Source organism: Nocardioides sp. Z50_6 (assembly GCF_058215755.1).
This window is the reverse complement of the sequence record NZ_JBZAJB010000001.1, coordinates 540,685-566,656: the sequence shown is the minus strand read 5'-3', so window position 1 is coordinate 566,656 and position 25,972 is coordinate 540,685. Positions and strand designations below refer to the sequence as shown.

General features: G+C 67.8%; 21 protein-coding genes and 1 other RNA gene. 17 read left to right on the top strand and 5 right to left on the bottom strand.

Going from position 1 to position 25,972, the window contains the following annotated elements; genetic code table 11:
* Positions 1-34: 34 nt before the first annotated feature.
* Entirely contained in the window at positions 35-544 is a 510-nt protein-coding gene (locus AC4BGE_RS02735) for a hypothetical protein (protein ID WP_490571882.1), read from the bottom strand.
* A gap of 301 nt (positions 545-845) precedes the next feature.
* Here AC4BGE_RS02735 and AC4BGE_RS02730 point away from each other — a divergent pair, with 301 nt between their 5' ends.
* The 9 genes from AC4BGE_RS02730 to AC4BGE_RS02690 all read left to right on the top strand — a co-directional run bounded on the left by AC4BGE_RS02730 (position 846) and on the right by AC4BGE_RS02690 (position 9,491).
* On the top strand, positions 846-1,943 hold the full coding sequence (locus tag AC4BGE_RS02730; protein ID WP_490571883.1) for a Gfo/Idh/MocA family protein: 1,098 nt from the start codon (positions 846-848) through the stop codon (positions 1,941-1,943).
* A gap of 58 nt (positions 1,944-2,001) precedes the next feature.
* On the top strand, positions 2,002-2,574 hold the full coding sequence (locus tag AC4BGE_RS02725; RefSeq protein WP_490574255.1) for a CAP domain-containing protein: 573 nt from the start codon (positions 2,002-2,004) through the stop codon (positions 2,572-2,574).
* Positions 2,575-2,743: 169 nt separating this feature from the next.
* Positions 2,744-3,589 (top strand): NPCBM/NEW2 domain-containing protein, encoded by an 846-nt coding sequence (locus AC4BGE_RS02720; RefSeq protein WP_490571885.1) that lies wholly within the window; start codon positions 2,744-2,746, stop codon positions 3,587-3,589.
* A 92-nt stretch (positions 3,590-3,681) separates the two neighbouring features.
* On the top strand, positions 3,682-4,800 hold the full coding sequence (prfB, locus tag AC4BGE_RS02715) for a peptide chain release factor 2 (protein ID WP_490571886.1): 1,119 nt from the start codon (positions 3,682-3,684) through the stop codon (positions 4,798-4,800).
* A gap of 154 nt (positions 4,801-4,954) precedes the next feature.
* Positions 4,955-5,644: a cell division ATP-binding protein FtsE gene (gene ftsE, locus AC4BGE_RS02710; RefSeq protein WP_490571887.1), complete on the top strand. Its 690-nt coding sequence runs from the start codon at positions 4,955-4,957 to the stop codon at positions 5,642-5,644.
* Between the two features lie 19 nt (positions 5,645-5,663).
* Positions 5,664-6,575: a permease-like cell division protein FtsX gene (gene ftsX / locus AC4BGE_RS02705; protein ID WP_490571888.1), complete on the top strand. Its 912-nt coding sequence runs from the start codon at positions 5,664-5,666 to the stop codon at positions 6,573-6,575.
* A 54-nt stretch (positions 6,576-6,629) separates the two neighbouring features.
* On the top strand, positions 6,630-7,979 hold the full coding sequence (locus tag AC4BGE_RS02700) for a peptidoglycan DD-metalloendopeptidase family protein (protein WP_490574254.1): 1,350 nt from the start codon (positions 6,630-6,632) through the stop codon (positions 7,977-7,979).
* 102 nt (positions 7,980-8,081) lie between these two features.
* Positions 8,082-8,561 (top strand): SsrA-binding protein SmpB, encoded by a 480-nt coding sequence (smpB, locus tag AC4BGE_RS02695; RefSeq protein WP_490571890.1) that lies wholly within the window; start codon positions 8,082-8,084, stop codon positions 8,559-8,561.
* A gap of 3 nt (positions 8,562-8,564) precedes the next feature.
* A complete protein-coding gene (locus AC4BGE_RS02690; RefSeq protein WP_490574253.1) occupies positions 8,565-9,491 on the top strand; it encodes an amidohydrolase family protein in 927 nt (308 codons plus the stop codon).
* 18 nt (positions 9,492-9,509) lie between these two features.
* On the opposite strand, the gene AC4BGE_RS02685 is transcribed toward AC4BGE_RS02690, so the two are convergent.
* Complete coding sequence (locus tag AC4BGE_RS02685) at positions 9,510-10,832, bottom strand: DUF222 domain-containing protein (RefSeq protein WP_490574252.1); 1,323 nt, start codon at positions 10,830-10,832, stop codon at positions 9,510-9,512.
* Positions 10,833-11,051: 219 nt separating this feature from the next.
* Here AC4BGE_RS02685 and AC4BGE_RS02680 point away from each other — a divergent pair, with 219 nt between their 5' ends.
* Positions 11,052-11,573, top strand: coding sequence for a hypothetical protein (locus tag AC4BGE_RS02680; protein ID WP_490574251.1), 522 nt, complete (start codon positions 11,052-11,054; stop codon positions 11,571-11,573).
* Between the two features lie 55 nt (positions 11,574-11,628).
* Positions 11,629-11,998, top strand: a transfer-messenger RNA (tmRNA) gene (ssrA, locus tag AC4BGE_RS02675).
* A 140-nt stretch (positions 11,999-12,138) separates the two neighbouring features.
* On the opposite strand, the gene AC4BGE_RS02670 is transcribed toward ssrA, so the two are convergent.
* Positions 12,139-12,408, bottom strand: coding sequence for a hypothetical protein (locus AC4BGE_RS02670; protein ID WP_490574250.1), 270 nt, complete (start codon positions 12,406-12,408; stop codon positions 12,139-12,141).
* 373 nt (positions 12,409-12,781) lie between these two features.
* Between AC4BGE_RS02670 and AC4BGE_RS02665 the strand changes: the two genes are divergently transcribed.
* Genes AC4BGE_RS02665 through AC4BGE_RS02655 form a run of 3 tightly spaced genes read left to right on the top strand, consistent with a single transcriptional unit; the run spans position 12,782 to position 18,917 of the window.
* The gene (locus tag AC4BGE_RS02665; protein WP_490574249.1) at positions 12,782-14,527 is read left to right on the top strand and encodes a type I restriction-modification system subunit M; all 1,746 of its coding nucleotides are present in this window, start codon (positions 12,782-12,784) and stop codon (positions 14,525-14,527) included.
* Positions 14,524-15,792, top strand: a complete 1,269-nt coding sequence (locus AC4BGE_RS02660) for a restriction endonuclease subunit S (RefSeq protein ID WP_490574248.1) — start codon at positions 14,524-14,526, stop codon at positions 15,790-15,792. Before AC4BGE_RS02665 ends, AC4BGE_RS02660 begins: the two co-directional genes overlap by 4 nt.
* 20 nt (positions 15,793-15,812) lie before the next feature.
* Entirely contained in the window at positions 15,813-18,917 is a 3,105-nt protein-coding gene (locus tag AC4BGE_RS02655; RefSeq protein ID WP_490574247.1) for a type I restriction endonuclease subunit R, read from the top strand.
* Between the two features lie 334 nt (positions 18,918-19,251).
* Here the strand turns inward: AC4BGE_RS02655 and AC4BGE_RS02650 are convergent, their stop codons facing one another.
* Entirely contained in the window at positions 19,252-21,969 is a 2,718-nt protein-coding gene (locus tag AC4BGE_RS02650) for a dsDNA nuclease domain-containing protein (RefSeq protein WP_490574246.1), read from the bottom strand.
* A gap of 554 nt (positions 21,970-22,523) precedes the next feature.
* Here AC4BGE_RS02650 and AC4BGE_RS02645 point away from each other — a divergent pair.
* The gene (locus tag AC4BGE_RS02645) at positions 22,524-23,633 is read left to right on the top strand and encodes a hypothetical protein (protein ID WP_490574245.1); all 1,110 of its coding nucleotides are present in this window, start codon (positions 22,524-22,526) and stop codon (positions 23,631-23,633) included.
* A gap of 493 nt (positions 23,634-24,126) precedes the next feature.
* Here the strand turns inward: AC4BGE_RS02645 and arsM are convergent, their stop codons facing one another.
* Entirely contained in the window at positions 24,127-24,966 is an 840-nt protein-coding gene (gene arsM, locus AC4BGE_RS02640; RefSeq protein ID WP_490574244.1) for an arsenite methyltransferase, read from the bottom strand.
* Positions 24,967-25,062: 96 nt separating this feature from the next.
* Between arsM and AC4BGE_RS02635 the strand changes: the two genes are divergently transcribed.
* A complete protein-coding gene (locus AC4BGE_RS02635; RefSeq protein WP_490574243.1) occupies positions 25,063-25,422 on the top strand; it encodes an ArsR/SmtB family transcription factor in 360 nt (119 codons plus the stop codon).
* Positions 25,423-25,672: 250 nt separating this feature from the next.
* Positions 25,673-25,894 (top strand): hypothetical protein, encoded by a 222-nt coding sequence (locus AC4BGE_RS02630; protein ID WP_490569637.1) that lies wholly within the window; start codon positions 25,673-25,675, stop codon positions 25,892-25,894.
* Positions 25,895-25,972: the final 78 nt, after the last annotated feature.

Sequence of the window (25,972 nt, the reverse complement as noted above, 5' to 3'; positions counted from 1 at the left end):
CAAGGAGGTGCCCGCCACCCAGCCAGGGCACACGTCAGACGATGAGGGAGACCCCGTCGTTCGTGCACCTTTGATGCACGGTCGCACACTGCACTTCCGAGGGCAGGTTGTGGAAGATGACCTTGGTGCCGATCGTCCGTCCTCGCCGGTTGGCCCACGCAACCGCCACTGCGAGCCGGTAGGTGGCCGGCATCGTGTACTGGTTCGCAGGCTGGACCGACCAGGCGGGGAAGGTGACCTGCCTGGTCCACCGTCCCATCCGGGAGGTGTATGGCTCGCTCGACTGGTAGGTGACCCAGGCGGTTCCGTCCCAGGACTGCAGGTTGTACTGGGCGGAGACCGTCTGTGGTCGGGGCTTGCGGCCTCGTCGAGGACTTCGGCCAACCGTGAGGCCGTTCGTGGCGAACGACTTGTACGACATGATCAGCCCCGGCCCCAGGTACACCTGGTTGTCCCGGATCGTCAGCATCGGTGTGTACACGGTGGTGTGCCCGGGGCGGCCGCTCGTCACCTCGGTGACCGCCGCGGCCGGCGCGGTGGACACTGTCGAGAGCAGACATGAACACACAAGTGTCACCACGACACCGACGACGGTTCGCCGAAGCATTCGGGTCGGCTGGGTCACGGGTCCTCCCGGTGCGACTGAGCGGCGACCGCGTCGGTGAGATCAATACGCGGGCATCCACTTGCCAGCGTGACACGCCGTTGCTATGGGGTGAAGACCCAAGAAGGGCCTACCGGGCGAAGCGCCCCGGCCGGGAGAGCTCTCGCGGGAGGCCGTCGGCCGAGGAGCCCGAGCGCGACTCCGTACGGTGGGTGGAATGACGGGTGGGGGGAGGGACGACGTGACGGACGACGTGTCGCAGGCGGGGACGGACTCGGGGGCGGGCGAGCCTGCGGGTGGGCGGACCGGCGCGCTGCGCTGGGGGGTGCTGGGCACCGGCGGGATCGCCCGGCGGTTCGCCGACGACCTGCGGGCCGACGGGCTGAGCGTGCAGGCCGTCGGGTCACGGACCCGGGAGGGGGCGGAACGGTTCGCGGCGTCGGCCGCCGCTTCCGGCACGGCCGCGGGAGGTGGCGGTGAGCTCCGCCCGCTCACGGCCCACCCGAGCTACCAGGCGCTGGTCGCCGACCCCGACGTCGACGTCGTCTACGTCGCCACGCCCCACGTCTTCCACGCCGAGCACGCGCTGCTCGCCCTGCGCGCGGGCAAGCACGTGCTCCTCGAGAAGCCGTTCACCCTCAACGCGGCCCAGGCCAGGGCCGTCGTCGCCGAGGCACGGGCGCGGCACCTGGTCGTCCTCGAGGCGATGTGGACCCGCTTCCTGCCGCACATGGTGCGGCTGCGCGAGATCGTGGCGGCCGGCACCCTGGGCGAGCTCCGCACCCTGGTCGCCGACCACAGCCAGCAGCTCTCCGACGACCCGGCCGGCCGGCTGCTCGACCCGGCACTGGGCGGGGGCGCCCTGCTCGACCTGGGGATCTACCCGGTCTCGTTGGCCTGGGACCTCTTCGGTGCCCCGGTCACCGTCGACGGCAGGTCGGTCCCGACGCCCACCGGGGTGGACCGCCAGACGGCGGTCACGCTCACCCACGCGCGGGGGGAGCAGTCCGTCCTGCACACCGCCCTCGACGTCGCCGGGCGCAACGACGCCGTCGTGCTGGGGACGCGGGCGCGGGTCGAGATCGCGCCCACCTGGTATGCGCCGACCACGCTGCGCGTCATCGCCACGGACGGCACGCTGCTCGAGGAGTACGACGGCCGCGAGCCGGGCCGCGGTGCGGGCCGCGGGATGCAGCACCAGGCGCGGGAGCTCGAGCGACTGGTCCGCGCCGGTCTCACCGAGTCGCCGCTGCTGCCCGCGACGCAGAGCATCGCCGTGATGGAGACGCTGGACGAGGTCCGTCGACAGATCGGTCTGGTCTACCCGGGCGAGGAGTGAGCGCCCTCGCGTTACGGTGGGCCGCCCGTCCTGACCTCTCGACGACCGGAGCCCCGAGATGCCTCGTGCCGGACGCCGCCGCCACGCGCGGCCCACGCCCTTCGCGATCCTGCCCGCGCTGCCCGTCCTGCCGGTGCTGCCGGTGCTGCTCATCCTGACGCTGCTGCTTCCGGCGGCCGCGGTGGCCGGCCCGGACGGGAGCACCGGGAACGGCGTACGCGGGGCGGCGGGCCACGAGGCCGCCGGATCGAGCCGGGCGGCCACCGGCATGCGCTACGCCAAGAAGGCGCTGCGGGCCACCAACGCCCACCGCGGCCGGCAGGGCCTGAGCACCTTCCGCACCCACCGCTGCCTGGTCCGGTCGGCCCAGGCCCAGGCGAATGCGATGGCAGCGAGCGCGACCTTGTACCACCAGGAGCTGGGCCCGGTGCTGCGCCGCTGCGGCATGCGCACGGTGGGGGAGAACGTGGCGATGGGCTATCGCACGGGCCGGGCCGCGGTCCGTGGCTGGATGGACTCGCCCGGTCACCGCGAGAACATCCTGCGGCGCGAGTTCCGCCTGATCGGCATCGGCGCGGCCAAGGGCGGCGACGGGATCTGGTACTCCGCCCAGGTCTTCGGCGGCCGGTGAGCGGGTCGCGGGCGCGGGTCGCCGACGTCCTCGGCGTGACTGCGCCGGCCACCTGATCGCGACCCCAAACAAATACCCTGAATTGGTCACAACAAATGGGGGGTCGATGGGGTCACACTGTCGAGCCTGCAGGACCAGGTGCCTGCACACCGACGAGGGAGAAGACCCCATGAAGCGCACCATCATCAGCACCGCCGCCGCCGTGGCGCTCGCCTCCATGACGCTGGTGGCCGCCCCGGCCGGCACCGCGGCGCAGGCGCCGGCGCACCGGGCCGGCGCGCAGAGCGCCGTCGACGCCTCGGGCGCGGCGGCCCTGAAGGCCCAGCCGAAGAAGCAGGGCAAGGTCCGCCTCAAGGTCGACCGCGAGGTCGCCGTCGCCGGTGCGGACGTCCTGAAGTTCACCGGTTGGGCCCGGCCCAAGGTCAAGGGGCAGCGGGTGGTCCTGCAGCAGCGCCTGGCCGGCAACACGCGCTGGTCCAAGTCGAGCTCCACCCGGCTGCGCGCGAGCGGCCGGTTCACCCTCGAGGACGCGCCGAGCGCCCCCGGCACCCGCTTCTACCGGATCCGCAAGAGCCCGGGCAAGGGCGCGACGGTGGCCTTCTCCGAGGAGGTCAAGGTCGTGGTCTACCGCTGGGACCGCCTCACCGCTCGCACCTTCGGCCCCAAGGTCAACGTCGACCCGGGCATCGTCAACATCGGCGCCCAGGTCTACGACAACAGCCTGGCGACCAAGGCCCCCGGTGAAGGCACCGTCGAGTTCACCCTGGGTGGTCTGTGCACCTCCCTGTCCGCGACCTACGGGCTGACCGACAGCAGCTCCACCGGGGCGACCGGCACCGCGAAGCTCGAGGCCGACGGGGTGACCAAGGTCTGGGAGGACCTGACCATCGGGGCGATCAAGAAGCACACCAGCGACATCACCGGTGCCTACCGGGTGCTCTTCCGGTTCAACGCCAGCGCCGAGCCCGCCGCTCAGGTCGCGGCCGGCGACGTGTGGGTCCTCTGCACCAAGTGAGCGCGCCCCGACGCCGCCGGTGACCGTGGCGGAGCCCTGACTGCGAGGAGGGGTTTCGACACGGCACCGGCGGCGCCGTAGGGTGACTCCTTGTGGCAGGCACCGACTTCGACGCGCAGATCAAGCAGCTCCGGGCGACGATGCACACCATCGGGCAGGTGCTCGACCTGGACGCGATGCGCTCCGAGATCGCCGACCTCGGCGACCAGGTCGCGGCCCCGGACCTGTGGGACGACCAGGCCAACGCGACCCGGGTGACCGGACGCCTGTCGATGCTCCAGGGCGAGCTCGACAAGTTCACCGGCCTCAGCGACCGCATCGACGACCTCGAGATCATGGTCGAGCTCGGTCAGGAGGAGGGCGACGCCGACGCGATGGCCGACGCCGAGACCGAGCTCGAGCGGATCAAGAAGTCGGTGGAGTCGCTGGAGATCCGCACCCTGCTCAACGGCGAGTACGACGCCCGCGAGGCACTGGTGAGCATCCGCGCCGGCGCCGGTGGCGTCGATGCGGCCGACTTCGCCGAGACCCTGATGCGCATGTACACGCGCTGGGCCGAGCAGCACAAGTACCCCGTGGAGGTCTTCGAGACCTCCTACGCCGAGGAGGCCGGGCTCAAGTCCGCCACCTTCGCCATCCACGCCCCCTACGCCTACGGCACCCTCTCGGTCGAGGCCGGGACACACCGCCTGGTGCGGATCAGCCCGTTCGACAACCAGGGCCGCCGGCAGACGTCGTTCGCCGCCGTCGAGGTGGTCCCGGTGCTGGAGCAGACCGACGAGATCGACGTCCCCGACGAGGAGATCCGGGTCGACGTCTACCGCTCCGGCGGCCCCGGCGGCCAGTCGGTCAACACGACCGACTCCGCGGTGCGGCTGACCCACATCCCCACCGGCACGGTCGTCTCCTGCCAGAACGAGAAGTCGCAGCTGCAGAACAAGGCCTCCGCGATGGTGGTCCTCAAGGCAAAGCTGCTCGCGCTGAAGAAGGCCGAGGAGAAGGCCCACCTCGACGAGATGCGCGGCGACGTCCAGGCGAGCTGGGGCGACCAGATGCGCAACTACGTGCTCAACCCCTACCAGATCGTCAAGGACCTGCGCACCGGCTACGAGGTCGGCAACCCCAGCGCGGTCTTCGACGGCGACCTCGACGGCTTCCTCGAGGCCGGCATCCGCTGGCGCCGGGGCACCGACAAGGCCGAGGAGAACTGACCCCGGCCCGCCCCGGGACCGCCGCGGCGGACCGGGCGCCGGGGCTGGTGGTGGTGGCCGGGATCACCCCCGTGGTCTCTCTCACGGCACGCGTCGACCGCCGCTCTGGCGCGGCGCCCCCACCCGCTGGTGCCCTCGCGTACCCTCGGGTCACGTGATTCGATTCGAGAAGGTCACCAAGGCCTATCCAGGGCATCCGCACCCCGGTCTCGACCAGGTCTCGGTCGACATCGAGAAGGGCGAGTTCGTCTTCCTGGTCGGGTCGTCGGGCTCCGGCAAGACGACGTTCCTGCGCCTGGTGCTGCGTGAGTACAAGGCGACCTCGGGTCGTGTCTACGTGGCCGGCAAGGAGATCAACCGGCTGGCCAGCTGGAAGGTGCCCCGGCTGCGCCGCGACATCGGCACCGTCTTCCAGGACTTCCGCCTGCTGCCCAACAAGACGGTCAGCGAGAACGTCGCGTTCGCCCTGCAGGTGATCGGCCGGTCGCGCTCCGACATCAAGACGCTCGTCCCGGAGACCCTGGAGCTGGTGGGCCTGGAGGGCAAGGGCGACCGGATGCCCGACGAGCTCTCCGGCGGCGAGCAGCAGCGGGTCGCGGTGGCGCGGGCGTTCGTCAACCGGCCGATGATCCTGATCGCCGACGAGCCCACCGGCAACCTCGACCCGACCACCTCGGTGGGGATCATGAAGCTGCTGGACCGCATCAACCGCACCGGCACGACCGTGGTGATGGCCACCCACGACGCCGGGATCGTCGACCAGATGCGCAAGCGGGTGATCGAGCTGGAGCACGGCAAGGTCATCCGGGACCAGTCCCAGGGCGTCTACGGCGTCCAGAACTGACGAGAGGCAACAACCCCCCATGCAGCTGCGTTACGTCTTCTCCGAGCTCGGTCAAGGGCTTCGGCGCAATCTGTCGATGCATCTCGCGGTGGTGCTCACGCTCTTCGTCTCGCTCACCCTGGTCGGGCTCGGCGTGCTGCTCAACCAGCAGGCCGACAAGGCCGCCGCCCACTGGGGCAGCCAGCTGCAGATCACCGTGTGGCTCTGCAAGGCCGAGGACAGCTCCGCGGCCTGCACCGGTGAGGTGACCGACGCCCAGCGCGACGCCCTGGTGGCGGTCGTCGAGGACAACCCCGAGGTGGCCGGCTACCACCTGGAGTCCAAGGAGGAGGCGTTCGAGAAGGTCAAGGAGCTGGTCGGCCCCGAGCGCTTCGAGGGCCCCAACCCGGCGGCCACCGCCGAGGACATGCCCGAGTCGGTCTGGATCGAGCTCAAGAACGCCGAGGAGTACGAGGGCATCGTCTCCGCGGTCCGGGGGCTCGACGGGGTCTCCGGCATCCGCGACATGCGCGAGACGCTCAAGCCGATCTACGGCTCGATCAACGCGCTGAAGTGGGGAGCCCTGGGCACCGCGGCGTTCCTGGTGCTCGCGGCGCTGCTGCTGGTCGGCAACACCATCCGCCTGGCGGCCTTCGCCCGGCGCAAGGAGATCGGCATCATGCGACTGGTGGGTGCCTCCACCCTCTACATCACGCTGCCGTTCCTCCTCGAGGCCCTGGTCACCGCGCTGATCGGGGTGGCGCTGGCCGCCGGGGCGCTGGGGGCCTTCATGTACTTCGGGATCCACGAGCGCACCGCCGACGACTTGAAGTTCATGCCGTGGATCGGGATGGGGGAGTACGGCACCGCGGTGGCGGCGATCGCGCTGCTGGGTCCGGTGCTCACCCTGCTCCCGACACTCGTGCTGACGCGCAAATACCTCAAAGTCTGACCGCGCTCGGTTACCGTCGTCGAGTTCACTTCCCCGAACATCGAAGGCAACACGGTGCGTCCCTTCCCCCGTACCACGCGTCGCCGCACGGGCTCCGCGCTGCTCGCGAGCACCCTGGCGGTCAGCGCGCTCGCTGTCGGCGAGCTGAGCGCGGCCACCGCGTCGACGACCGCGCAGGGCTCCATGGCCATGCACTCCGGTGTCGCGCAGGCCGGTGCCGACGACCTGAAGAAGAAGCGACGCAAGGTCGCCGAGCGGATCGAGGACGCCGAGTCCGAGCTGCACTCCTCCAGCCGCCGGATGCAGCGGGCCAGCGCCGCCCTGGCCACGGCCCGCGACCAGCTCGGCGCCGCCCAGGTCGCCCTGGCCGCCGCCGAGGCCAAGGTCGCCACCGCGCAGGAGCGTGACGCCCGGATGCAGGCCGAGCTGGCCGAGGCCACCGCGGCGCTGGAGCAGGCGCAGGCCGAGCTCGCGCAGGGGCAGGCGGACCGTGCTGTCCAGCGCGACCAGGTGGCCGCCACCATCGCCGACATGTACCAGCAGGGCGACCCCGAGCTGCTCGCCTTCGCCTCGCTGCTCGACGCCCGCACCCCTGCCGACCTGACCCGCCAGAGCGAGATGCGCGACGCGATCGTCGACCGCGAGGCCCGGGCCTACCAGCAGCTCCAGGCCTCCGAGGTGCTGCTCGCGGTCCGCGAGACCCGGGTCGCCGAGGCCAAGGCGGCGGTCGAGGTCAAGCGGCAGGCCGCGGCCGACCACCTCGTGGAGATGCAGGGCTACCAGGCCGAGGCGGAGGCCGCCAAGGAGTCGGTGGCCGCGCTGGTGGGGGAGCGACGTGACGCACACGCGGAGGCCGCAGCCGCCCGGCGGGCCGACGAGGCCGAGCTGGCCCAGCTCGAGCGCGAGGAGAAGGCGCTCGCCGAGAAGCTGCGACAGCTGGCTCTGGCGGCCCTGCGGGCCCAGCGCGCCCGGGCGGCGCAGCAGTCGGGCCCGCCCGGCAACAGCGGCGGCTTCCTGAACCCTCCGGTCGGCGGAGGCACTCTCTCCTCGCCGTTCGGCTACCGCTCCCACCCGATCTACGGCTACTGGGGCCTGCACGACGGCCAGGACTGGGCGGCCGACTGCGGCGAGCCGCTCTACGCCGCCGCCGACGGGCGGGTCGTCTCGTCCTACTACTCCTCGGTCTACGGCAACCGTCTGGTGCTCAACCACGGTGTCGCTGCGGGCCGCGGGCTCGCCACCGTCTACAACCACGCGACGAGCTACACCGTGGGGACGGGCGCCAGCGTGCAGCGCGGCCAGGTCATCGGCTACGTCGGCAGCACCGGCTGGTCCACCGGCTGCCACCTGCACTTCACGGTGATGGCCAACGGCCAGGCGGTCGACCCGCGCGGCTGGCTCTGAGAGCTCCCGGGTGCCCTGCCCGGCGGGACCGCGGGCGGGGGGCGGGTCGGCTCGGCCCGCCCTGTGGGAACCCGGTTGCGCACTGTTGAGAGGATGAGCCCCATGGCCAGGGAGCAGGGCACCAAGACGATCGCGCAGAACCGCAAGGCGCGGCACGACTACCACATCGAGGACACCTGGGAGGCCGGCATCGTGCTGGTCGGCACCGAGGTGAAGTCGCTGCGCCAGGGTCGCGCGTCGCTGGTCGACGGCTTCGCCGAGGTCGACGGGGGCGAGGTCTGGCTCCACCAGGTGCACATCCCGGAGTACAGCCAGGGCACCTGGACCAACCACGCCTCGCGCCGCAAGCGCAAGCTCCTGCTCAACCGCTCCGAGATCAGCAAGATCGAGCGCAAGGTCTCCGACTCCGGCTACACCCTGGTGCCGCTGCAGCTCTACTTCAAGGACGGGCGGGCCAAGGTCGAGATCGCGCTGGCGAAGGGCAAGAAGTCCTACGACAAGCGTCACTCGCTGGCCGAGAGGCAGGCCAACCGCGAGAAGGAGCAGGCCGTCCAGCGGCGGCTCAAGGGCTACAAGGACTAAGGGGTGCCCCCTCGCGACGCCGACGGGCGGGAGACGCCAGAGCAGGACGCCGCCGCCGTCCGGGCCTGGATCGACCGGATGGGGCTCCCGGGGCTCTTCGACGTCCACACCCACTTCCTGCCCCCGCGGGTGATGGCGAAGGTCCGGGCCCAGTTCGACGCGGCCGGTCCGCTCATCGGCGGGGCGTGGCCGCTGCGCTACCGCGACACGGACGAGGCCCTGGCGGCTCTCCTGCGCTCCTTCGGGGTGCGGCACTTCTCCGCGCTGCCCTACGCGCACAAGCCGGGGATGGCCGAGTTCCTCAACGACTGGGCGCACGACTTCGCGGTGCGGACGCCGGAGGCGCTGCACTGCGGCACCTTCTTTCCCGAGCCCGGGGCGGCCGACTACGTACGGCGCCGGATCGAGGACGGCCTGGAGCTGTTCAAGGTGCACGTCCAGGTGGGTGCGTTCCATGTGACCGACCCGCTCCTCGACGAGGCCTGGGGCGTGGTGGCCGAGGCGGGCACCCCGGTGGTGCTGCACGCCGGCAGCGGCCCGGTCCCCACCCCGTACACCGGGCCTGGCCCGGTCGCCGAGCTGCTCGCCCGGCACCCGCGCCTGGCGCTGGTGATCGCCCACATGGGGGCGCCGGAGTACGAGGAGTTCACCACGCTGGCGCAGTCCTACGAGCACGTGCGCCTCGACACCACGATGGCGTTCACCGACTTCTTCGACGAGATGGGCGGACCGTGGCCGGACGCGCTGCTGCCGCGGCTCGTGGACCTGGGGGAGAAGGTGCTGCTCGGCTCCGACTTCCCGAACATCCCTTATCCCTACGTGCATCAGCTGGAGTCGCTGGAGCGCCTCGGTGAGCGCCACCCCGGCCTCGACCGGGCGTGGCTCCGCGCCGTGTGCTGGGAGAACGCCATCGGGATCTTCGGTCGCTGACCGGCCGCATGCGGGCTCCTACCTGCGGCGGCGGTAGCGGATGTCGCCGTTGGGGAGGCGGTCGTGGAGGTAGCGGTCGTCGTGGACGAGGTGGTGATGGTGGGAGCAGAGGAGGAGCCCGTTTTCGAGGTCGGTGGGGCCTTGTCGGGTCCAGGGTGTGAGGTGGTGGGCTTCGCACCAGGTGGCGGGGATCTCGCAGCCCTGGGCGCGGCAGTGGGTGTCGCGGAGGGCGAGGGCGCGGCGTTGGGCGGGTGAGAAGAGGCGGGCGGTGAAGCCGAGGTCGAGGGGATGGGAATCGGTGCCGAGGACGGCCGGGATGAGGTCGGCGGTGCAGGCCAGGCGGCGGATCTGGCCGGGGCTGAGGGCCTCTCCGGTCGGCAGGGTGCCGTGGCCGAGGCCCTGGGTGAGGGTGGCGAGGTCGAGGGTGATGACCAGGCTGGTGGCGGTGCCGCCGTGCAGGGGCAGCCGGGTCGGGTCGAGGCCCTCGAGGAGCGCGCAGAACGCCTGCCCGAGGCGGACGGGATAGGGCAGGTCCTGCCCGGTGGCGTCGGTGGCCCGGTGAGGCCCGTCCGGTGCGCGGTGGTGCTGCTTGCGGGGGTTGGTGAAGGCCTCCAGGGTGGTGAGCAGGCGGGTCGCGACGGCGTCGGGGACCCGGGCCTTGATCACGGTGGTGCCGTCACCGAGGCGCTGGCTGCTCAGGCCGGTGACGCGGCGGGCGTGGCGGTCCTGGTGGGCGAGGCGGTCGGCCTCGGCCGCTTCGGCGACGTGGGGAAGCAGGACCTCCAGGATCCGCTCGCCGAGCCGGGCCAGCTCGCGGGGACCGAACTCGGCCGCCCGGGCCAGGAGGTGGGCCTCGGCCTGGTTCAGCAGGTCGGTGACCTGGGCCGGCGTCATCGGTGGGGTGACGGTGTCGTCTCCGGTGAGGTCGTGCAGGCTGCGGGCGAGGTCGTCGAGGGCTCGGGCGATCACCTGGGCCTGCTCCACGTTGACCAGGCCGGCGCTCAGGGCCGCACCCACCCGCTGCCAGCGGGTGTCGCAGGCGTGGGCGAGGCGCTGCTCGCGGCGTGCCGTGCCCCGGTGGCCCCGGGTGTGGGCGCTCAGCCAGGAGGCGACGTCGCGGTGTCCTTCGGCATCGGCGACGTCGCCGGCGCCGGCCATCAGGCGCAGCCGGAGCGCGGCCAGGCGCGAGGCCACGCGGTCGAGGGCCAGCAGCGCCTCCCGCTTGGCAGCGAGCTCCATGAAGACCGGGTCGAGGTGGACCACCTCGTCGAGGGCGGCGCCCAGGCGCTCGGCGCAGACCAGCACCGGGTGGCTACCGGTCTGGAGCGGTGGGGTGTCCACGAGGGCCTCCGGGCAGGAATCGACGAGTGATTCCCCGGACAGCAACGGTGACCGGTCGGCTCACGGTCGGATCGCGCATCATCGTGGGGTCGTGCAGGGCCGGAGACCCTCTCCGCTCCGGCCAACGCCAGCGACCTGACGTATTACTTGCATCGTACGCATGTTCGAATAGACGCACAAGACTTTCCCTGGTCCTGTGGAGTACCTACAGTGCCTCCCGTGATGACGATGCTGCCGTTGATGATCATGACCGCCTGGCTCGCGGTGACGCTCTTCATCGTGGGGATCCTGGTCTTCGCCTTCCGGCGGCGTCCTCAGCGCCAGGGCTGGGCGGCGCCGGCGGGGCCGGCGTTCTCCGCGCCTCCCGGTGCCGGGCACCCGATGTCGCCGGTGGGGGTGTGGAACGGGGTGGTCCTGGGCAGCCGGGGCATGGGCCTGCGCGGCCGGACGTTCGGGACCTTCCGCCTCGAGGCGGGCGTGCTCTCCTTCATCCCCGACGCCGCGACGGTGCCGGCCTGGTCCGTCCCGTGCCACCAGCTGGCAACGCGGCGCCGCGGCTTCTTCGAGCTCGACGGCGCCGACGTGCGGCTGGTCGGACCGATGGGGGACCTGCGCTGCAACGTCAGCACCGAGCACATCAACCGGATGAGCCGCAACACCGTCAAGGACCTGCGTGAGCGGGCGTACGCCGAGGAGTTCGTACGGGTGCTGCACGGTCACGGGGCGGGCGTCGCGCCCTGACCGGGTGGGGGAATCGACCGCGCTGCGTTATCGTTGCCACCAGTACAACTCAAGAGGGGCTGATCGGTTTCGACTTGGGACGTTAGTTCCAGGGGAAGCGGGTCGAGAAGCCAGCGTCATCTCGTAAACGATCGCTGGAAAACACAGTTGCCGACTCTAATCGCAACGACTTCGCTCTCGCTGCCTGAGCAGTGATCGAAGGGTCTGACCGGGCATCCGTCCTCGTCCCGGACCCAGGCCTCATCTAGAGGACTAGCTGCTCATCTCCTGTCAGGAGGGGTGAGCGGGACTTTTTCCTGACTGAGCCTGTCGACGACGTGTCCGTGCGAGCGTCGGGGCCGAGAAAAGCGACAACACGGACTGCACCCGGAGAAGACCTGGATCGACGCTCGAGGACCGGGGTTCGATTCCCCGCAGCTCCACCAGGAGGGCCTCCTTGAAATGGGCCCGAACAGTTTCCCGAATTGGGGGGCTGCTCGGAAGGCCTCCACCAGCCCCAGTACGAACGAGAGGGCCCCAACCACGATCGTGGTCGGGGCCCTCTCGCTGTTCGCGCCACGAGCCCTCATGCGGCGGTCTGTTCGAGCCGCGCGACGTGCTCGAAGACCTCGTCGCCACGGAGGACGAGGATCTCGATCACCTCTCCTTCGAGGGGGTGGTTCATCAGCGGGCTGTCGATCCGCTCACCGGCCTCGCGGCTGTGCTTCTCGAGGATGCGGATGTTGTAGCAAGCGGCCGCTGCGGCGACAGCCAGCGTGACGAGTGGCAGACCGACGACCTGGACGAACCCGCGCCGCACGTCCTCGGTGCCGCGGTTCTTGATGTTGCCGAACACTGCCTCGACGGCCGAGCGCAGCGCGTAGGAGAGCTCCCACTTGCCCTCTGCACCGTCCGTAGGGAGCGACTGCCGAGCCAGGGCTTCGACGGACAGTTGCGCTCACTGGCCGCGGGGCAGCATTCGGCTCAGCAGGGACCTTGAGAACTCAACAGAGCAACAGCGCCGTGAACGCACGCGCGGACTGGCAGTCGACCGGAAGGAGGTGATGCATTGTCGTCTGCCTGCTCTCTGTGCGCACAGTCCCGGCTTCGTCTGCCGGCGGAAAGGCGATGGGCCAAGATGACCCCATGCCGATTCGGGAAAGCGTCAGCGACACGAAACTGGGGGAGCGTCAGCAGATGCCCCCGGGTACCTGTGGCGAGGCGACACGATGAGCACGCTCGGCAGCTTCATCTGGTCGATCGCCGACCAACTCCGTGGCCCCTACCGCCCCAACCAGTACGGAACCGTGATCCTCCCGTTCACGATCCTGCGACGCCTCGACTGCATCCTCGAACCCGACCGCGACACCGTGCGGGAGTTGGCCGCGAAGTTCGACAACCCGAACCGACTCAAGGTCGAGGTCGCCAAGGCCACCGGCCGGCCTTTCTACAACACGTCCAACTACGGGTTCGCCAACCTGCTGGCCGACGCCGACGGGCTCGTGGACAACCTCACCGACTACGTCGACCGGTTCTCCGCCGACGTGGACGTGTTCGAATACTTCGACTTCAAGAAGGAGATCCTCGCCCTCGAGAAGGCCGGACTCCTGCGGGAGATCGTCAAGTCGTTCGGTTCCGTGGACCTGCACCCGGACAAGGTGACGAACTCCGACATGGGCGACGCCTTCGAGTACGTCGTCCGCAAGTTCAACGAAGCCGCGAACGAGACCTCCGGTGACCACTACACCCCGCGGGACGCGATCAAGCTGCTGGTGGACCTGCTCTTCGCGGAGAAGGACGCCGACCTGACCGAGGCCGGCATCGTCCGGACGCTGTATGACCCCACGGCCGGCACCGGCGGGATGCTGTCGTTGGCCGAGGAACACCTGCTGGCCCAGAACCCCGACGCGCGCCTCACCCTCTACGGCCAGGAGTACAACCCGCAGTCCTACGCGATCTGCAAGTCCGATCTGCTCGCCAAAGGCCACGACGCGACCAATATCGCCTTCGGCAACACGCTCACCGACGACGCATTCACGGGCCGGCGGTTCGACTTCTCCATGTCCAACCCGCCGTATGGGGTCGACTGGAAGCAGTACGCCAAGGCCGTCACGAAGGAACGCGACGAAGCCGGCCCCTACGGTCGATTCGCCCCCGGCCTCCCGGCCACCTCCGACGGGCAGATGCTCTTCCTCCTTCACCTGGCCCACAAGATGCGGGCACCAGAAGACGGCGGCGGCCGGGTCGGCATCGTCATGAACGGCTCACCGCTGTTCAACGGCGGTGCCGGCTCCGGCCCGTCCAACATCCGCCAGTGGCTGTTGGAAGACGACCTGGTCGAGGCCATCGTCGCGTTGCCGACCAACATGTTCTTCAACACCGGCATCGCCACCTACATCTGGATCCTCGACAACAGCAAGCACCCCGACCGCAAGGGTCTCGTGCAGCTCATCGACGGCACCTCGTTCTGGACCAAGATGCGCAAGACCCTCGGCTCCAAGAACCGCGAGATTAGCGACGCGGACCGTGCCCAGGTGCTCCGGCTGTACGCCGATTTCACCGATGCCGACCCCGACCACTCCAAGGTCTTGTCCAACGACGAGTTCGGCTACTGGACCATCACCGTCGAACGGCCGCTCCTCGACGATGACGGCAACCCGGTGGTGGACCGCAAGGGCAAGCCCAAGCCGGACAGCAAGAAGCGCGACACCGAGAATGTGCCATTCACCTATGGCGGATCCACCGCCGGCGCCGCAGGCAAGACCCAGGTCATCCAGGCCTACTTCGACACCGAGGTGGAACCCCACGTCTCCGACGCCTGGATCGACTGGACCAAGACCAAGACCGGCTACGAGATCCCCTTCAGCCGCCACTTCTACAAGTACGTTCCCCCTCGTCCTCTCGCCGAGATCGACGCCGACCTGGAGAAGCAGGTCGCCAAGATCCTCGACCTCCTCCGGGAGGTCGAGGGATGAGCCGCGTCCGGAAAGAGACAGATCTGGAATGGCTCGATGCGATTCCGAGCGAGTGGTCGGAGCGTGTAGTCGGCCGAGAAGTCTGGGTGCGGGCCCGGCTTGGCTGGAAGGGTCTGACCGCCGACGAGTACGTGGATGAGGGGATCCCCATGCTCTCGACGCCAGACATCAAGGGCTCGGAAATCGCTTACCACGCTGCGAACAAGATCACCTCAGAACGTTACGAAGAGTCCCCAGAGATCAAGTTGCGTAACGGAGACGTTCTTCTGACGAAGGATGGCAACACAATCGGGACAGTCAATGTCGTGCGGGACCTGCCTGGACCAGCAACCGTGAACGGCTCGATCGCAGTTCTAACGCCAGCGCAGGAACTCGACGGAAGATTCCTTTACTGGTTCATCGCAAGCGGCTACGCACAGTCGATCTTCGACCGCCTGCGCGGAGGTATGGGGGTTCCGCATCTCTTTCAGCGCGACATCAACCGCATCTCCTTCCCCTACCCACCGCCTCCCGAGCAGCGCGCCATCGCCGACTATCTCGACAGGGAGACGGCTTGCATCGACACACTCATCGAAGAGCAGCAGCGCCTGATCGAGATGCTGCGCGGACGGCGTAGAGACGTCGTTTCCCACGCGGTACTGGATGCGACCTCCAACCGGGTGCAACTGCGCCGACTCGTGGATGTCATCGACTGCGCTCATGTGACGGCTGAGTTCGTCGAAGACGATCGCCGATTCCCGGTTGCGAGCATCCAAGAGTGTCAAGGCACGACGGTCGATCTTTCGGCTTGCAAGTACACGACGGCCGAGTTCTTCGATCACCTCCGAACCGGCGATCGGGCGCCTCGAGCAGGCGACCTCTTGTTCATCCGAAATGTCTCGGTGGGGTTGGTGTCGGTCGTCACAGCTGACTTGCCCGCCTTCGCGATGGGGCAGGAGACCGTGCTCTTGCGCCGAAAGAGTGACGTCCACCCTGCGTTCCTCCGCTATGCCCTGAACGGGGCTGAGGCGCGGTACGCGATCGAGGGAGCCATGATCGGCAGCACCTTCAGGCGCATCAATGTGTCCGCCATCCGCTCACTGCCCGTGGCCGTTCCGCCAGTGCCGGAACAACGTCTCATCGCGGCGTACCTGGATGACCAGACCGCGAAGATTGATGTGCTCATAGCGGAGACACAGCGGTTCATTGAACTCTCGAAGGAGCGCCGGTCAGCGTTGATCACGGCGGCAGTGACGGGTCAGATCGACGTACGGACGGCGGCATGACGGCTGACCACAACGAGGTCGTGTTCGAGACTGAGATCTGCGACGACCTTGCGGCCCACGGGTGGCTGTGCTCGGCCAAGGACGTGGGTTACGACCGCGAGCGGGCGCTCTTCCCGGAGGACCTGTTCGCGTGGCTCGAGGTCACCCAGCCGGCGGCGTACGAGAGGGCGTTGAAGGCGGCCGGGTCGCCGGCGAAGTTCCTCGACGTGCTGACCACGGCGCTCGACAAGCCGTTGGAGCACGGCGGCGGCACGCTGAACATTCTGCGCAACGGGGTGCCGTACATCGGCGGCGGCCGCCTGAAGATGGCGCAGTTCCGGCCCGAGACGACGCTGAACGACACGACGAACGCGCACTACGCGGCGATGCGGGTTCGGGTGATGCGGCAGGTGCACTTCTCCACCGCCGACCAGCGCAGCATCGACCTGGTGTTGTTCATCAACGGGCTCCCGGTGGCGACGGCGGAGCTGAAGACGCACTTCACTCAGTCGCTGGAAGAGGCGATCCAGCAGTACCGCAAGAACCGCAACCCGTTGACCAACGGCCGGTCGGAGCCGCTGTTGTCGTTCGGGCACCGGGCACTGGTGCACTTCGCGGTCTCCAACGACCTAGCGGCGATGACCACCAGGCTCGAGGGGGAGAAGACCCACTTCCTGCCGTTCAACATCGGCGACGACGCGGGGGCCGGCAACCCGCCCGGTTCGGACGGCCGCTCGGCGACGGCGTACCTGTGGGAGCGGGTCTGGGAGAAGGACGCCTGGCTCACCATCATCGGCCGCTTGATGCTCGTGGAGACCAAGGAAGAGTGGGACGTCGCCACCGGCACCTCGGTGCGTCGCACGAGCATGCTGTTCCCCCGGTTCCACCAGTGGGAGGCAGTCACCGAGATCGTGGCCGCGGTCTGCGAGGAGGGCGTCGGGCAGCGTTACCTGATCGAGCACTCGGCCGGGTCGGGAAAGACCAACACCATCGCCTGGACCGCGCACCGGCTGGCTCGGCTCCACGTGGACAACAAGAAGGTCTTCGACTCAGTCATCGTGGTGGTGGACCGGACTGTCCTGGACGGGCAGCTCCAGGACGCCATCCGCCAGCTCGACGGCAACAAGATCGTGGCCACCATCAGTCCGGAGGATGTCCGCAAGGCCGGGGCGAAGTCGAAGTCCAGTCTTCTCGCGAGCGCGTTGAAGAACGGCGAGCTGATCATCGCCGTGACCGTGCAAACGTTCCCGTACGCGTTGGAGGAGATCCGGGCCGACGCCGGACTGAAGGGCAAAAAGTTCGCCGTCATCGCCGACGAGGCGCACTCCTCGCAGTCCGGGCAGATCTCCTCGAAGCTGAAGCAGGTCCTGACCGCCGAGGAGATCCAGGAGATCGAGGACGGCGGCGAGGTCGATGTCGAGTCGATCCTGGCTGCGGAGATGGCCGAGCGGGCTGAGTCGCCCAACATCTCCTACCTCGCCTTCACGGCCACCCCGAAGAACAGGACGCTCGAGCTGTTCGGGCGCAAGGGGCCGGACGGCAAGCCGCGCGAGTTCCACCTCTACTCGATGAAGCAGGCGATCGAGGAGGGCTACATCCTCGATGTCCTCAAGGGCTACCAGGCCTACGAGACGGCCCTGAAGATCGCCGGCAACGCCAACAGCGACGGCGAGGTGGAAGAGGGGGCTGCCCGCAAGGGCCTGATGCGGTGGGTGCGGCTGCACCCGACCAACATCAGCCAGAAGGTGCGGATCATCGTCGAGCACTTCCACGCCAACGTCGCCCATCTGCTGGAGGGCAAGGCCAAGGCGATGGTCGTGACTGACTCACGCAAGGCCGCGGTGAAGTACAAGAAGGCCATCGACGCCTACATCGCCGAGAGGGCCGCCGAGGACCCCTCCTACAGCTATCGGACCCTGGTGGCGTTCTCCGGGGCGGTGCGCATGGACGAGGACGAGGTCTGGGCACCCGACTGGGGTCCGACGCCCAGCAAGGACGACGAGTTCACCGAGGCCAACATGAACCCCGGCGCCGGCGCCGACCTCGCCGCGGCGTTCAAGGGCGAGACCTACAAGATCATGCTGGTCGCCAACAAGTTCCAGACCGGGTTCGACCAGCCGCTGCTCTCCGCGATGTACGTCGACAAGAAGCTGTCAGGGGTGACCGCGGTGCAGACGCTGTCGCGACTGAACCGCACGTACCGCAGCGCCATCGGCGAGCAGAAGCGCAAGACGTTCGTGATCGACTTCGTCAACAAGCCCGAGGACATCAAGGCCGCCTTCGAGCCGTACTTCAAGAACGCCACCCTCGAGACCGAGACCGACCCCTACGTCGTCGTGCACCTGGCCACGAAGCTCGCCCAGACCGGCATCTACACCGAGGACCAGGTCCGCAAGGTCGCTGAGCTGTGGGTCACCCGGAAAGGCAACAACGCGCTGTCCGCGGCGATCAGCCCCGCCCAGCACGACTTCGCGCGGCGCTACGCCCGGGCGCTCGAAGAGGACGACAAGGTCACCCTCAACGCCCTCGACCTGTTCCGCAAGGACGTCTCCACCTACGTCCGGCTCTACGACTTCATGAGCCAGATCGTCGACTACGGCGACCCCTACCTGGAGATGCTTTCAATCTACCTTCGTCTGCTCGAGCGGGTCATCGACGAGACCTCCTGGGCGGCGGAGGTCGACCTCTCCGACGTGGTCCTCGTCGGCGTCAAGCACACCAAGAGCGCCCAGGTCGACATCTCCCTGACCGGTGACGGGCAGCTCAAGGGCATCAGCGCCGCCGGCACGGGCACGAAGAAGGAACCTAAGTACGTCGCCTTGCAGGTCGTCATCGACAGGATGAACGACCTCTTCGGTGCGGAGTCCTTCACTGAGTCCCAGGTACGGGAGTTCGTGAACGGCCTGGTCCAGCGGCTGCTGGCCTACCCGGACCTGGTCAAGCAGACCCAGGTGAACTCTAGGAAGCAGTTCCTGGAGTCCCAGGACTTCCATGCCGCGGTCACCGAGGCGGTCATCGACAATCAAGGCGCCCACAACACGATGGCCGACTACTTCTTCAGCGACGGCCCCGGGATCAACGGCGTCGTTCTTGCGCTGGCGGACGCGTTCTACGAGGCAGCGGTGGACGCGGGCGGTGCCTTCTGATGCGCACCCTCGAGGCGATCGTCAGCTAGTGAGCCCGCTCCTCACATCTAGCAGATGCTCTGAGATGTTGGGACATAAGGAGGGCCGGTCGCACCACCCGTTGACGGGCACAGTCGACGCCACCGTGACTTTCGCCTGCCGGTGAAGGCGTACGCGCTGAATCCAACATGCAGTCCACCGTCGAGACGTAGCCAGCGCCATGTGGGTTTTGGAGTCTTCCGTGGACCGGAAACTCCGCACCGTACTCCGCGGCTGACGCCTCCAGTCCGTCAAACCGGACGGACATCGAGTGCAGGTCGTAATTGATACGCCTTTGACGCGGTCGTTGCATTCGTCAGCCGTCGAGTTCCTCGCGGGCGGGCCCCACAGATGTGCGCGCGATCCGTTCAACCAGCGCTCGCTGATTGGCGAGCTCCGCGCGCTGGTCTCCGACTAGCTCATAGACGGACAGTCTCTCCAGTTCGGCCCGAGCCTCGTCGATTTCGCCGTCCCACGCGAGCAAAACGGCATGCTGGCTCCGAGTGGCGATGAGACGTCCCACTAGCTTGTAATGGGTGACCATGGGCAGCACGAAGTTCTCAAGAACCATCAGTGCCCCTTTGATGTCGCCAAACTTGGCGTACTCGTCAGCCGCGTCTTGTCCGGAGGTGATTGCCGAGTCCCATGAGCCGGATGCCATGTAGAGCTTCATGGCATGGATGAACCGCAGCCCGGCCTCGCCAGGGTTGTCGTGGGCAACGGCCACCAGATAGAGGCAGTCCGCCAGATGTCTGAGGAGATCCTCAACATCTTGAGTGTCTGTCACCTTGTTCCGAAGCTCGCGATCATTCACGAGGAACAGGTCCCGGGCGGTCAGGCCCAGCGCCTGTAGGTACTCCTCGACAAGCGGGAGGAGAATGCCTTCGACCTCGCTCGCGAAGCCAAGTTGATGTAGCGCCAGGGCGTAGTTGTAGCGGAGGATCCTGCCGACATTCGATGTGCCGTCGGTGGCTCCCGCGCCGCGGGAGTAGCAGACATCGACCCCGTCGCGGTCGCCCGCCAGTGCAGCCCGGAGCATCTGTTTCATTGCCAGTTCTGCGGCCTCGCGATCCCTGGCCTCCGGATCGTCTATCTGCTCCATCTCATCAACCCACCGCGCGAAGGTGGCGTAGGACCGATCGCGGTAGTCCCAGAACGCCAACGCGTCCAATGCCCAGAATCGAAGGTTCGCGACTTCGCCGTGAACAGCGACCTGTTCCAGGATCGTGCGCACCTCGCCTGCTGCGCCCACTTGATGAAACTCCTCCATCGTCGCCAGTTCCACCAGCGTCTCCTGCCGGTTCGTCAGCGCAAGCATTCGCACGAGCAGACCCATGCGGTCGATGGACGAACCTACCGGTGCGTGGCCCAACAACATTTCGAGAATCGCCTCGCGTGCCGCAGCCACCATGTCGGGCCCGAGGTGCGCCTGGTGATCGCGAGCGAGCAGCCTGAATGCGTCATGGAGCTTCACCGCATTCTGGCCAATCCTGACAGCCGCACCCGCGCGCACCAGTTGGCGAACCGCCACCGCGACCTCGTCGGCTCGGAGCCCCCACGTATTCGCCAACTTCCCCACGTTGTCGACCTCCAGCGGGACCTCAATAATCTCGAGCAGCGACGCGACTAGGCGCGCGCGCTCGGGCACCTCCTGGAACATTGCGGCAAGAAGCACTTCCTGAACAGTCTGGAGAGGGGTACTCCGCTGCTCCAGAGCGTCCAGGAGTTCCCGTACTTGTCCTGAGAACTCACGCGCAGCAAGACGCGCGGCTGCCTTGACGTAGAGCGGCACACCACCGGTCAACCGCAGGATGCGGTCCGCCTCGGAGACGGCTAGCCGGCACCCGTCCTCGGCGAACACCGCGGACACCTGATCCAAGGACCAACCAGCGAGGTGTTCGGCCTCGACTTGGAGAACCGCTGCGAGTTCGCTCTCGCCCGGCCACGGCTGAGCCAGCAGAATGAGGGTGAACTCAGGCATGGCTTCGACCAAGGTCCGAGCAGTCGCACCTGAGAGCCGATGTGTGTTGTCTAAGACCACTGTCATCTGGCGGCCTCCATCTACGAGGCGGCGCGCACAGAATCTCAAGATTTCCAGTCCGCTGCCGGCAGGGATCCTAGGTGCCGACTCACCCTCCGATGCGGGAAGAAACCGTGCGGCCAGTTCACGAGCGAGCGAAGATGCCACTGCGGCACCTGGCAGGTCACCGACGTCGAAGTACACGGCAGGGTGGGGATGCTGCAGGGCCCAGTATGAAGCCCAGGATGTCTTTCCCGATCCGGATACTCCCACAACAAGTTTGACTCGGTCGTCGGGAAGGAATTCCGGCTCGGTCGCTTGGGCTAGGTAGACCGAAGGCGGCTCCGGGAAATCCTGAACTTGGTACACCAACTGCTCGAGCAGCGAGAGAATCTCGCCATCAGTGACCGTGTTCCCGTCGTGTCCAGTACTGAGGTATTGAGCGAAGCCGAACAGTTTGAGCACGATCGTCATGGGCGCCAGATTCGAGAACGGAACTGCCTCCGCCTGCGCGACGCAGGCATCCAAGGCGTGTGAGAGATCAGGTTGGGGGGCTGGCAGGTCGAAGCCCGTGTCGCCCACCGAATCACCGGGCCAGAGAACGGCGACGTCGTTGGGCCACCCACCGCTACGAATCCGTTTCGTCAGTCCCGGGCCTGGCGCGCTGTTGCTGACGATGGCGAAGCGAGCGCTCCCAGCACGATTCCCTGCGGCGTGTTCGGCGCTGATGGAGGCGAACCGACCGAGCGCTTCCTTGATGTCGCCGTAGCGAAGGGCGCGACCCCTGGACTTGACCTGCACATAGATCCGCCCTTCGGGGCGCTGCAACTCGATGTCTTCGTCGAGTTCGACGCTTATCGCTGTTGTCGATTTCGAGTCCATCATCAGGAAGCAAGAAACCGCGTACAACCCCTGATACGTGAAACCGCGATGCGTGGCCTGGATCCGAATCAGTTGCGCAGGGTCGAGGACATCGACCCCGTCTCCTAGTTCCTTCGGTCCACTCTCGGCCACGATCGGAGTCTGGCACTGAACCTCGGCGATCGCACCGCCTGAGCCGCCCTTGACGGAGTCGCACGGGTGGTTTCGCTACATGAATGGGACTGTCAATGCGGCCGATCCGTGCTGCAGTTGCGGCCCCCTCTCTTCGCCACCGTCGGGTGACGGCGGAGTCATGTCGCACGGTGCTCGAGGATCCTTTGCCCTCACGGGGCGTTCCTCAAGGTGAGCGATCCAGGCGAGTGATTCGAGCGGGGGTACCTTCCTGAAAGCCATGACCGAGCTCGACGACATGACGATCGTGACTTCCCCGTGTCCCGACCACGAACCGTCAAGGTGCCCGAGGACCACACAGGCCGCTCGACTGCCTTGTCTGCGCGGCCGATTTGCCGTCTGAGCGCGATGGTCGGTCACCGAAGGTCAGGGCACGACGTCAGACGCGGAACGTCGCCCATGCCGCACCGCACTGCCGCAGATCGACGTTTGTGGTTCGCGTCGGTGACCGTCGACTGTAAGCTCCTGTGCTTCCCCGAACGACGATTGGGCACCTCCGTGCCAGACTCCGCCGCGTGACCACGAGCGTGCCCAATGCGACAGAAGCGGACCCGGTGACTCCAGGAACCTTCGTGGAGATCGGCCCCGTGCAGGGTCAAGAGATAGTGGCAGTCAATCTCCGGAGGGACAGAGTCACGCCGGAGCAACTCGCTCCTGAGCTAGCGCTCGTTCTAGCCGCTGTGCTGCTGGCCTGTGCCGAGCAGGTGAGCGAGGAGAAGTTGCAACTGTTCGGAGTCAGCCACCGACAGGACCTTCCAATCCATGCGCTGGCGATGGCCTTCCGCGGCGATGACACGGGGCTAACCGGCGACGTGTTTGAGTGGGCGCTGCTACTTGCCGTCAACAGCGGTGATCCGGCAGTCACTGAACTCATTGTCGACGCGCTTTCGTTGGCACAGATGCCAACTGACCAGCCTCAGGCTGTGCTCGTCGCGGCCGAGCCTGGCCGGCTCGTAGCCTTTTCGCCTGAGTTGCCGGAGCGGGCGACGCTGGCCACGGGCCGTCGCGGGCGTCCACCCCACGTCGCAAACCTTCTACGCGATGCCACCACCAAAACGTGGAAGGCAGACCTTCTCCTCGGGTCAGGAGAGCGGTGGATGAGCGCCTCACTGAAGTCAAACCCCATCGCGTTGGCTAGGTCCCTGCAGGAAGCGGCTGTCACTCCACATCCGCCTCGGATCGGCATCACCGCAGGTCTCAAGCCCGCGCTGGTTCGCGACCCAATCACCAACGCGGTCCTGGTTCATGTGCCCGTCAACAGTCAGACGATGGCACTTGCGAAGGTCGTGCTTCATGACGTCCGGGACGCGTTTGCACGGCACCTCTCCGTGCCGGACTCCCCGCTTCGGCAGGACGTCTCTGGCGTCGGGCTTCAACTGCACCGGTGGCGAGAGCGTCCGGTCGGGTATGCGGTCAAGGTGCTACTGGAGTACGCGACTGGCATGCCGGAGCTGGCGCTAACCCCTCCGGCCGCAACTGGAGCGAGCGTTCCCGATGCCAATGGCGCACTGGTCGTGGTGAACACGATCCTTGCGGACGCGAGTTGGCGGTACACGCCCGGTGGGGTGCTTGTTCCGACCTCCGTCATTCGGCGCCACTACACTCATTTCGACCCGATTGACTGATGGTGCAAGTTCGTTATCAATGTGTCCGACTGCCCTGCGTACCTCGGCGGGCTCTACCGCGCTGCGGTCAGTCGGCAGAGTGCGTGCAAACTTGGGTCCTAGCGTGTGCGGCACGTGTTCTCTGGCGACAAACAAGCCTCGATTCAGCCGCGAAACTCCATTTCGGGGAAGCCCTCACCAGGAGGGCCTTCTTGAAATCGCCTGAAATTGCTCCCTGACATGGGATGGCGGTCGAGGGTCCCTCACAGCCTCTGACGACGAAGGGCCCTGACCACACGGTCAGGGCCCTTCGTCGTTGGTCCTGCCCCCCGGGCTGCGGTGCGTGTGGCGCTCGACGTGCTTGATCGCCCCTGCGCTCTCAGGAAGCACGTGCGGGTGCAGCGTGTCATCGGGCGGGTGGTTGGGATGGTCCACCGGTCAACGCGACTCGTCGCCGCATGCGGACGCGGTCGGGATAGCGCGTCGCCGGGCTACGGCGCGTCCGTCGTCTCGGTCACGTGGCGGTCTGGGTCGGCTTGGTGGCGCGGATGATCGCGCCGTGCATGCCGGGGACGGCCTCGTGGGTGAACTCGACTTCTGCGTCGGTGAACCCGGCGGCGGCGAGGCCGTCGAGGTACTCGCTGCGGGAGAGTGCGCCGGCGATGCAGCCGACGTAGGAGCCACGCTCGGCGCGATCCTGCGGCGTGAGGTGGTCCTCGGCGACGACGTCGGAGACTCCGATCCGTCCGCCCGGGGTGAGGACGCGGAACATCTCGGCGATGACCTTGGGCTTGTCGACGGAGAGGTTGATGACGCAGTTGGAGATGACCACGTCGATGGAGGCGTCGGGCAGTGGGACGTCCTCGATGGTGCCCTTGAGGAACTCGACGTTGGTCGCGCCGGCCTTGGCGGCGTTGGCGCGCGCTAGGTCGAGCATCTCATCGGTCATGTCGACGCCGTAGGCGAACCCGGTCTCGCCGACGCGGCGAGCGGAGAGGAGCACGTCGATGCCGCCGCCGGAGCCGAGGTCGAGGACCCGCTGGCCGGGACGCAGATCGGCGACCGCGGTCGGGTTGCCGCAGCCGAGGCTGGCCGCGACCGCTTCCGTGGGGAGCGCGTTCTGGTCGACGCTGGCGTAGAGCGCCGCGCCGAAGACGTCGTCGGCCGTCCCGGTGGTGCCCCCGCAGCAGGAAGAGGACGAGGAGGTGCCGCAGTTGTCGTCGACGATCTGCAGTGCGTCGTTGAGCTCGGTGTTGCTGGCGCCGCCGACGACCGCGGTCGCGGCCCGGGCGTAGCGGTTGCGGACCTCTTCGCGTACGTCGTCCGGGGTCGGCGCGGGGGTGTTCGTGGTCATGGGACGTGCTCCTTCAGTGACGCATCGGCGGATGTCGATGTATCGAGGTTCTTCGATCTATCGACGGTTGTCAATACGTCTGGCACACTGGAACCCATGCCCACCCGCACAGCCCTGCCGGTCCTGGACGCGAACGACGCTGCGACGGCGTGCTGCTCGACGGTCACGGGCGGCGTGCTCGACATCGACGAGGCACAGCGGCTGGCGCGCCTGTTCAAGGCTCTCGGTGACCCCACCCGGGTCCGGCTTCTCTCTCTCATCGCCGTCCAGCCGGACCGCGAGGCCTGCATCTGCGACCTCACCGACCCGGTGGGCCTGTCGCAGCCGACGGTCTCTCATCACATGAAGCAGCTCGTCGACGCCGGACTTGTCATCCGCGAGCAGCGCGGACGGTGGGCGTTCTATCGCATCGTCGAGGACACGCTCGCCGCACTCAGCGAGGCGCTCAAGCCCTGAGGGCACGGGACCAAGCTGTAGGCGCTTGACGGGACAGGGCGTGTGCGGAGCGTGTGCAAACTTCTGGTCCTGCGCGTGCAACGCGCAGCCCCCGTGGGCGGCAGGGCCTAGATTCCCGCCCGGAGCATTTCAGGGAAGCCCTCACCAACCAACCAGGGGGTCTTCGCAGAATTCAGCGGAGATCTTCGCAGACTCACCGGTCCCTTTGCGTCGGTGAGCGATGGCCCGGCGAAGGACTACCATCCAGCACGTGGGTGGTTCTCCGGAGGGATTCGAGTACGTCAGCCGGGCCGACGGCAGCGTGGTCATCACGCACCACGGCCGGGTGGCGGCGAAGCTGCGAGGCGGCCGCGCCGCGGAGTTCCTCGCCGAGGTCGAGGGCGATCCCCAGCTGGCCATGGCTCGGTGGACCGGGAACTACCGGCACGGCAACGAGCGGGTGGCTCGGCAGCACCCCCGCAACAGGCGCTGAACGGCCGCTCCTGGTGGGGCCCGGTCTCGGGACCCAGGGGGGCTGTTCGGCCGGGCCGAAGTGCCCGGTGCCGGGAGG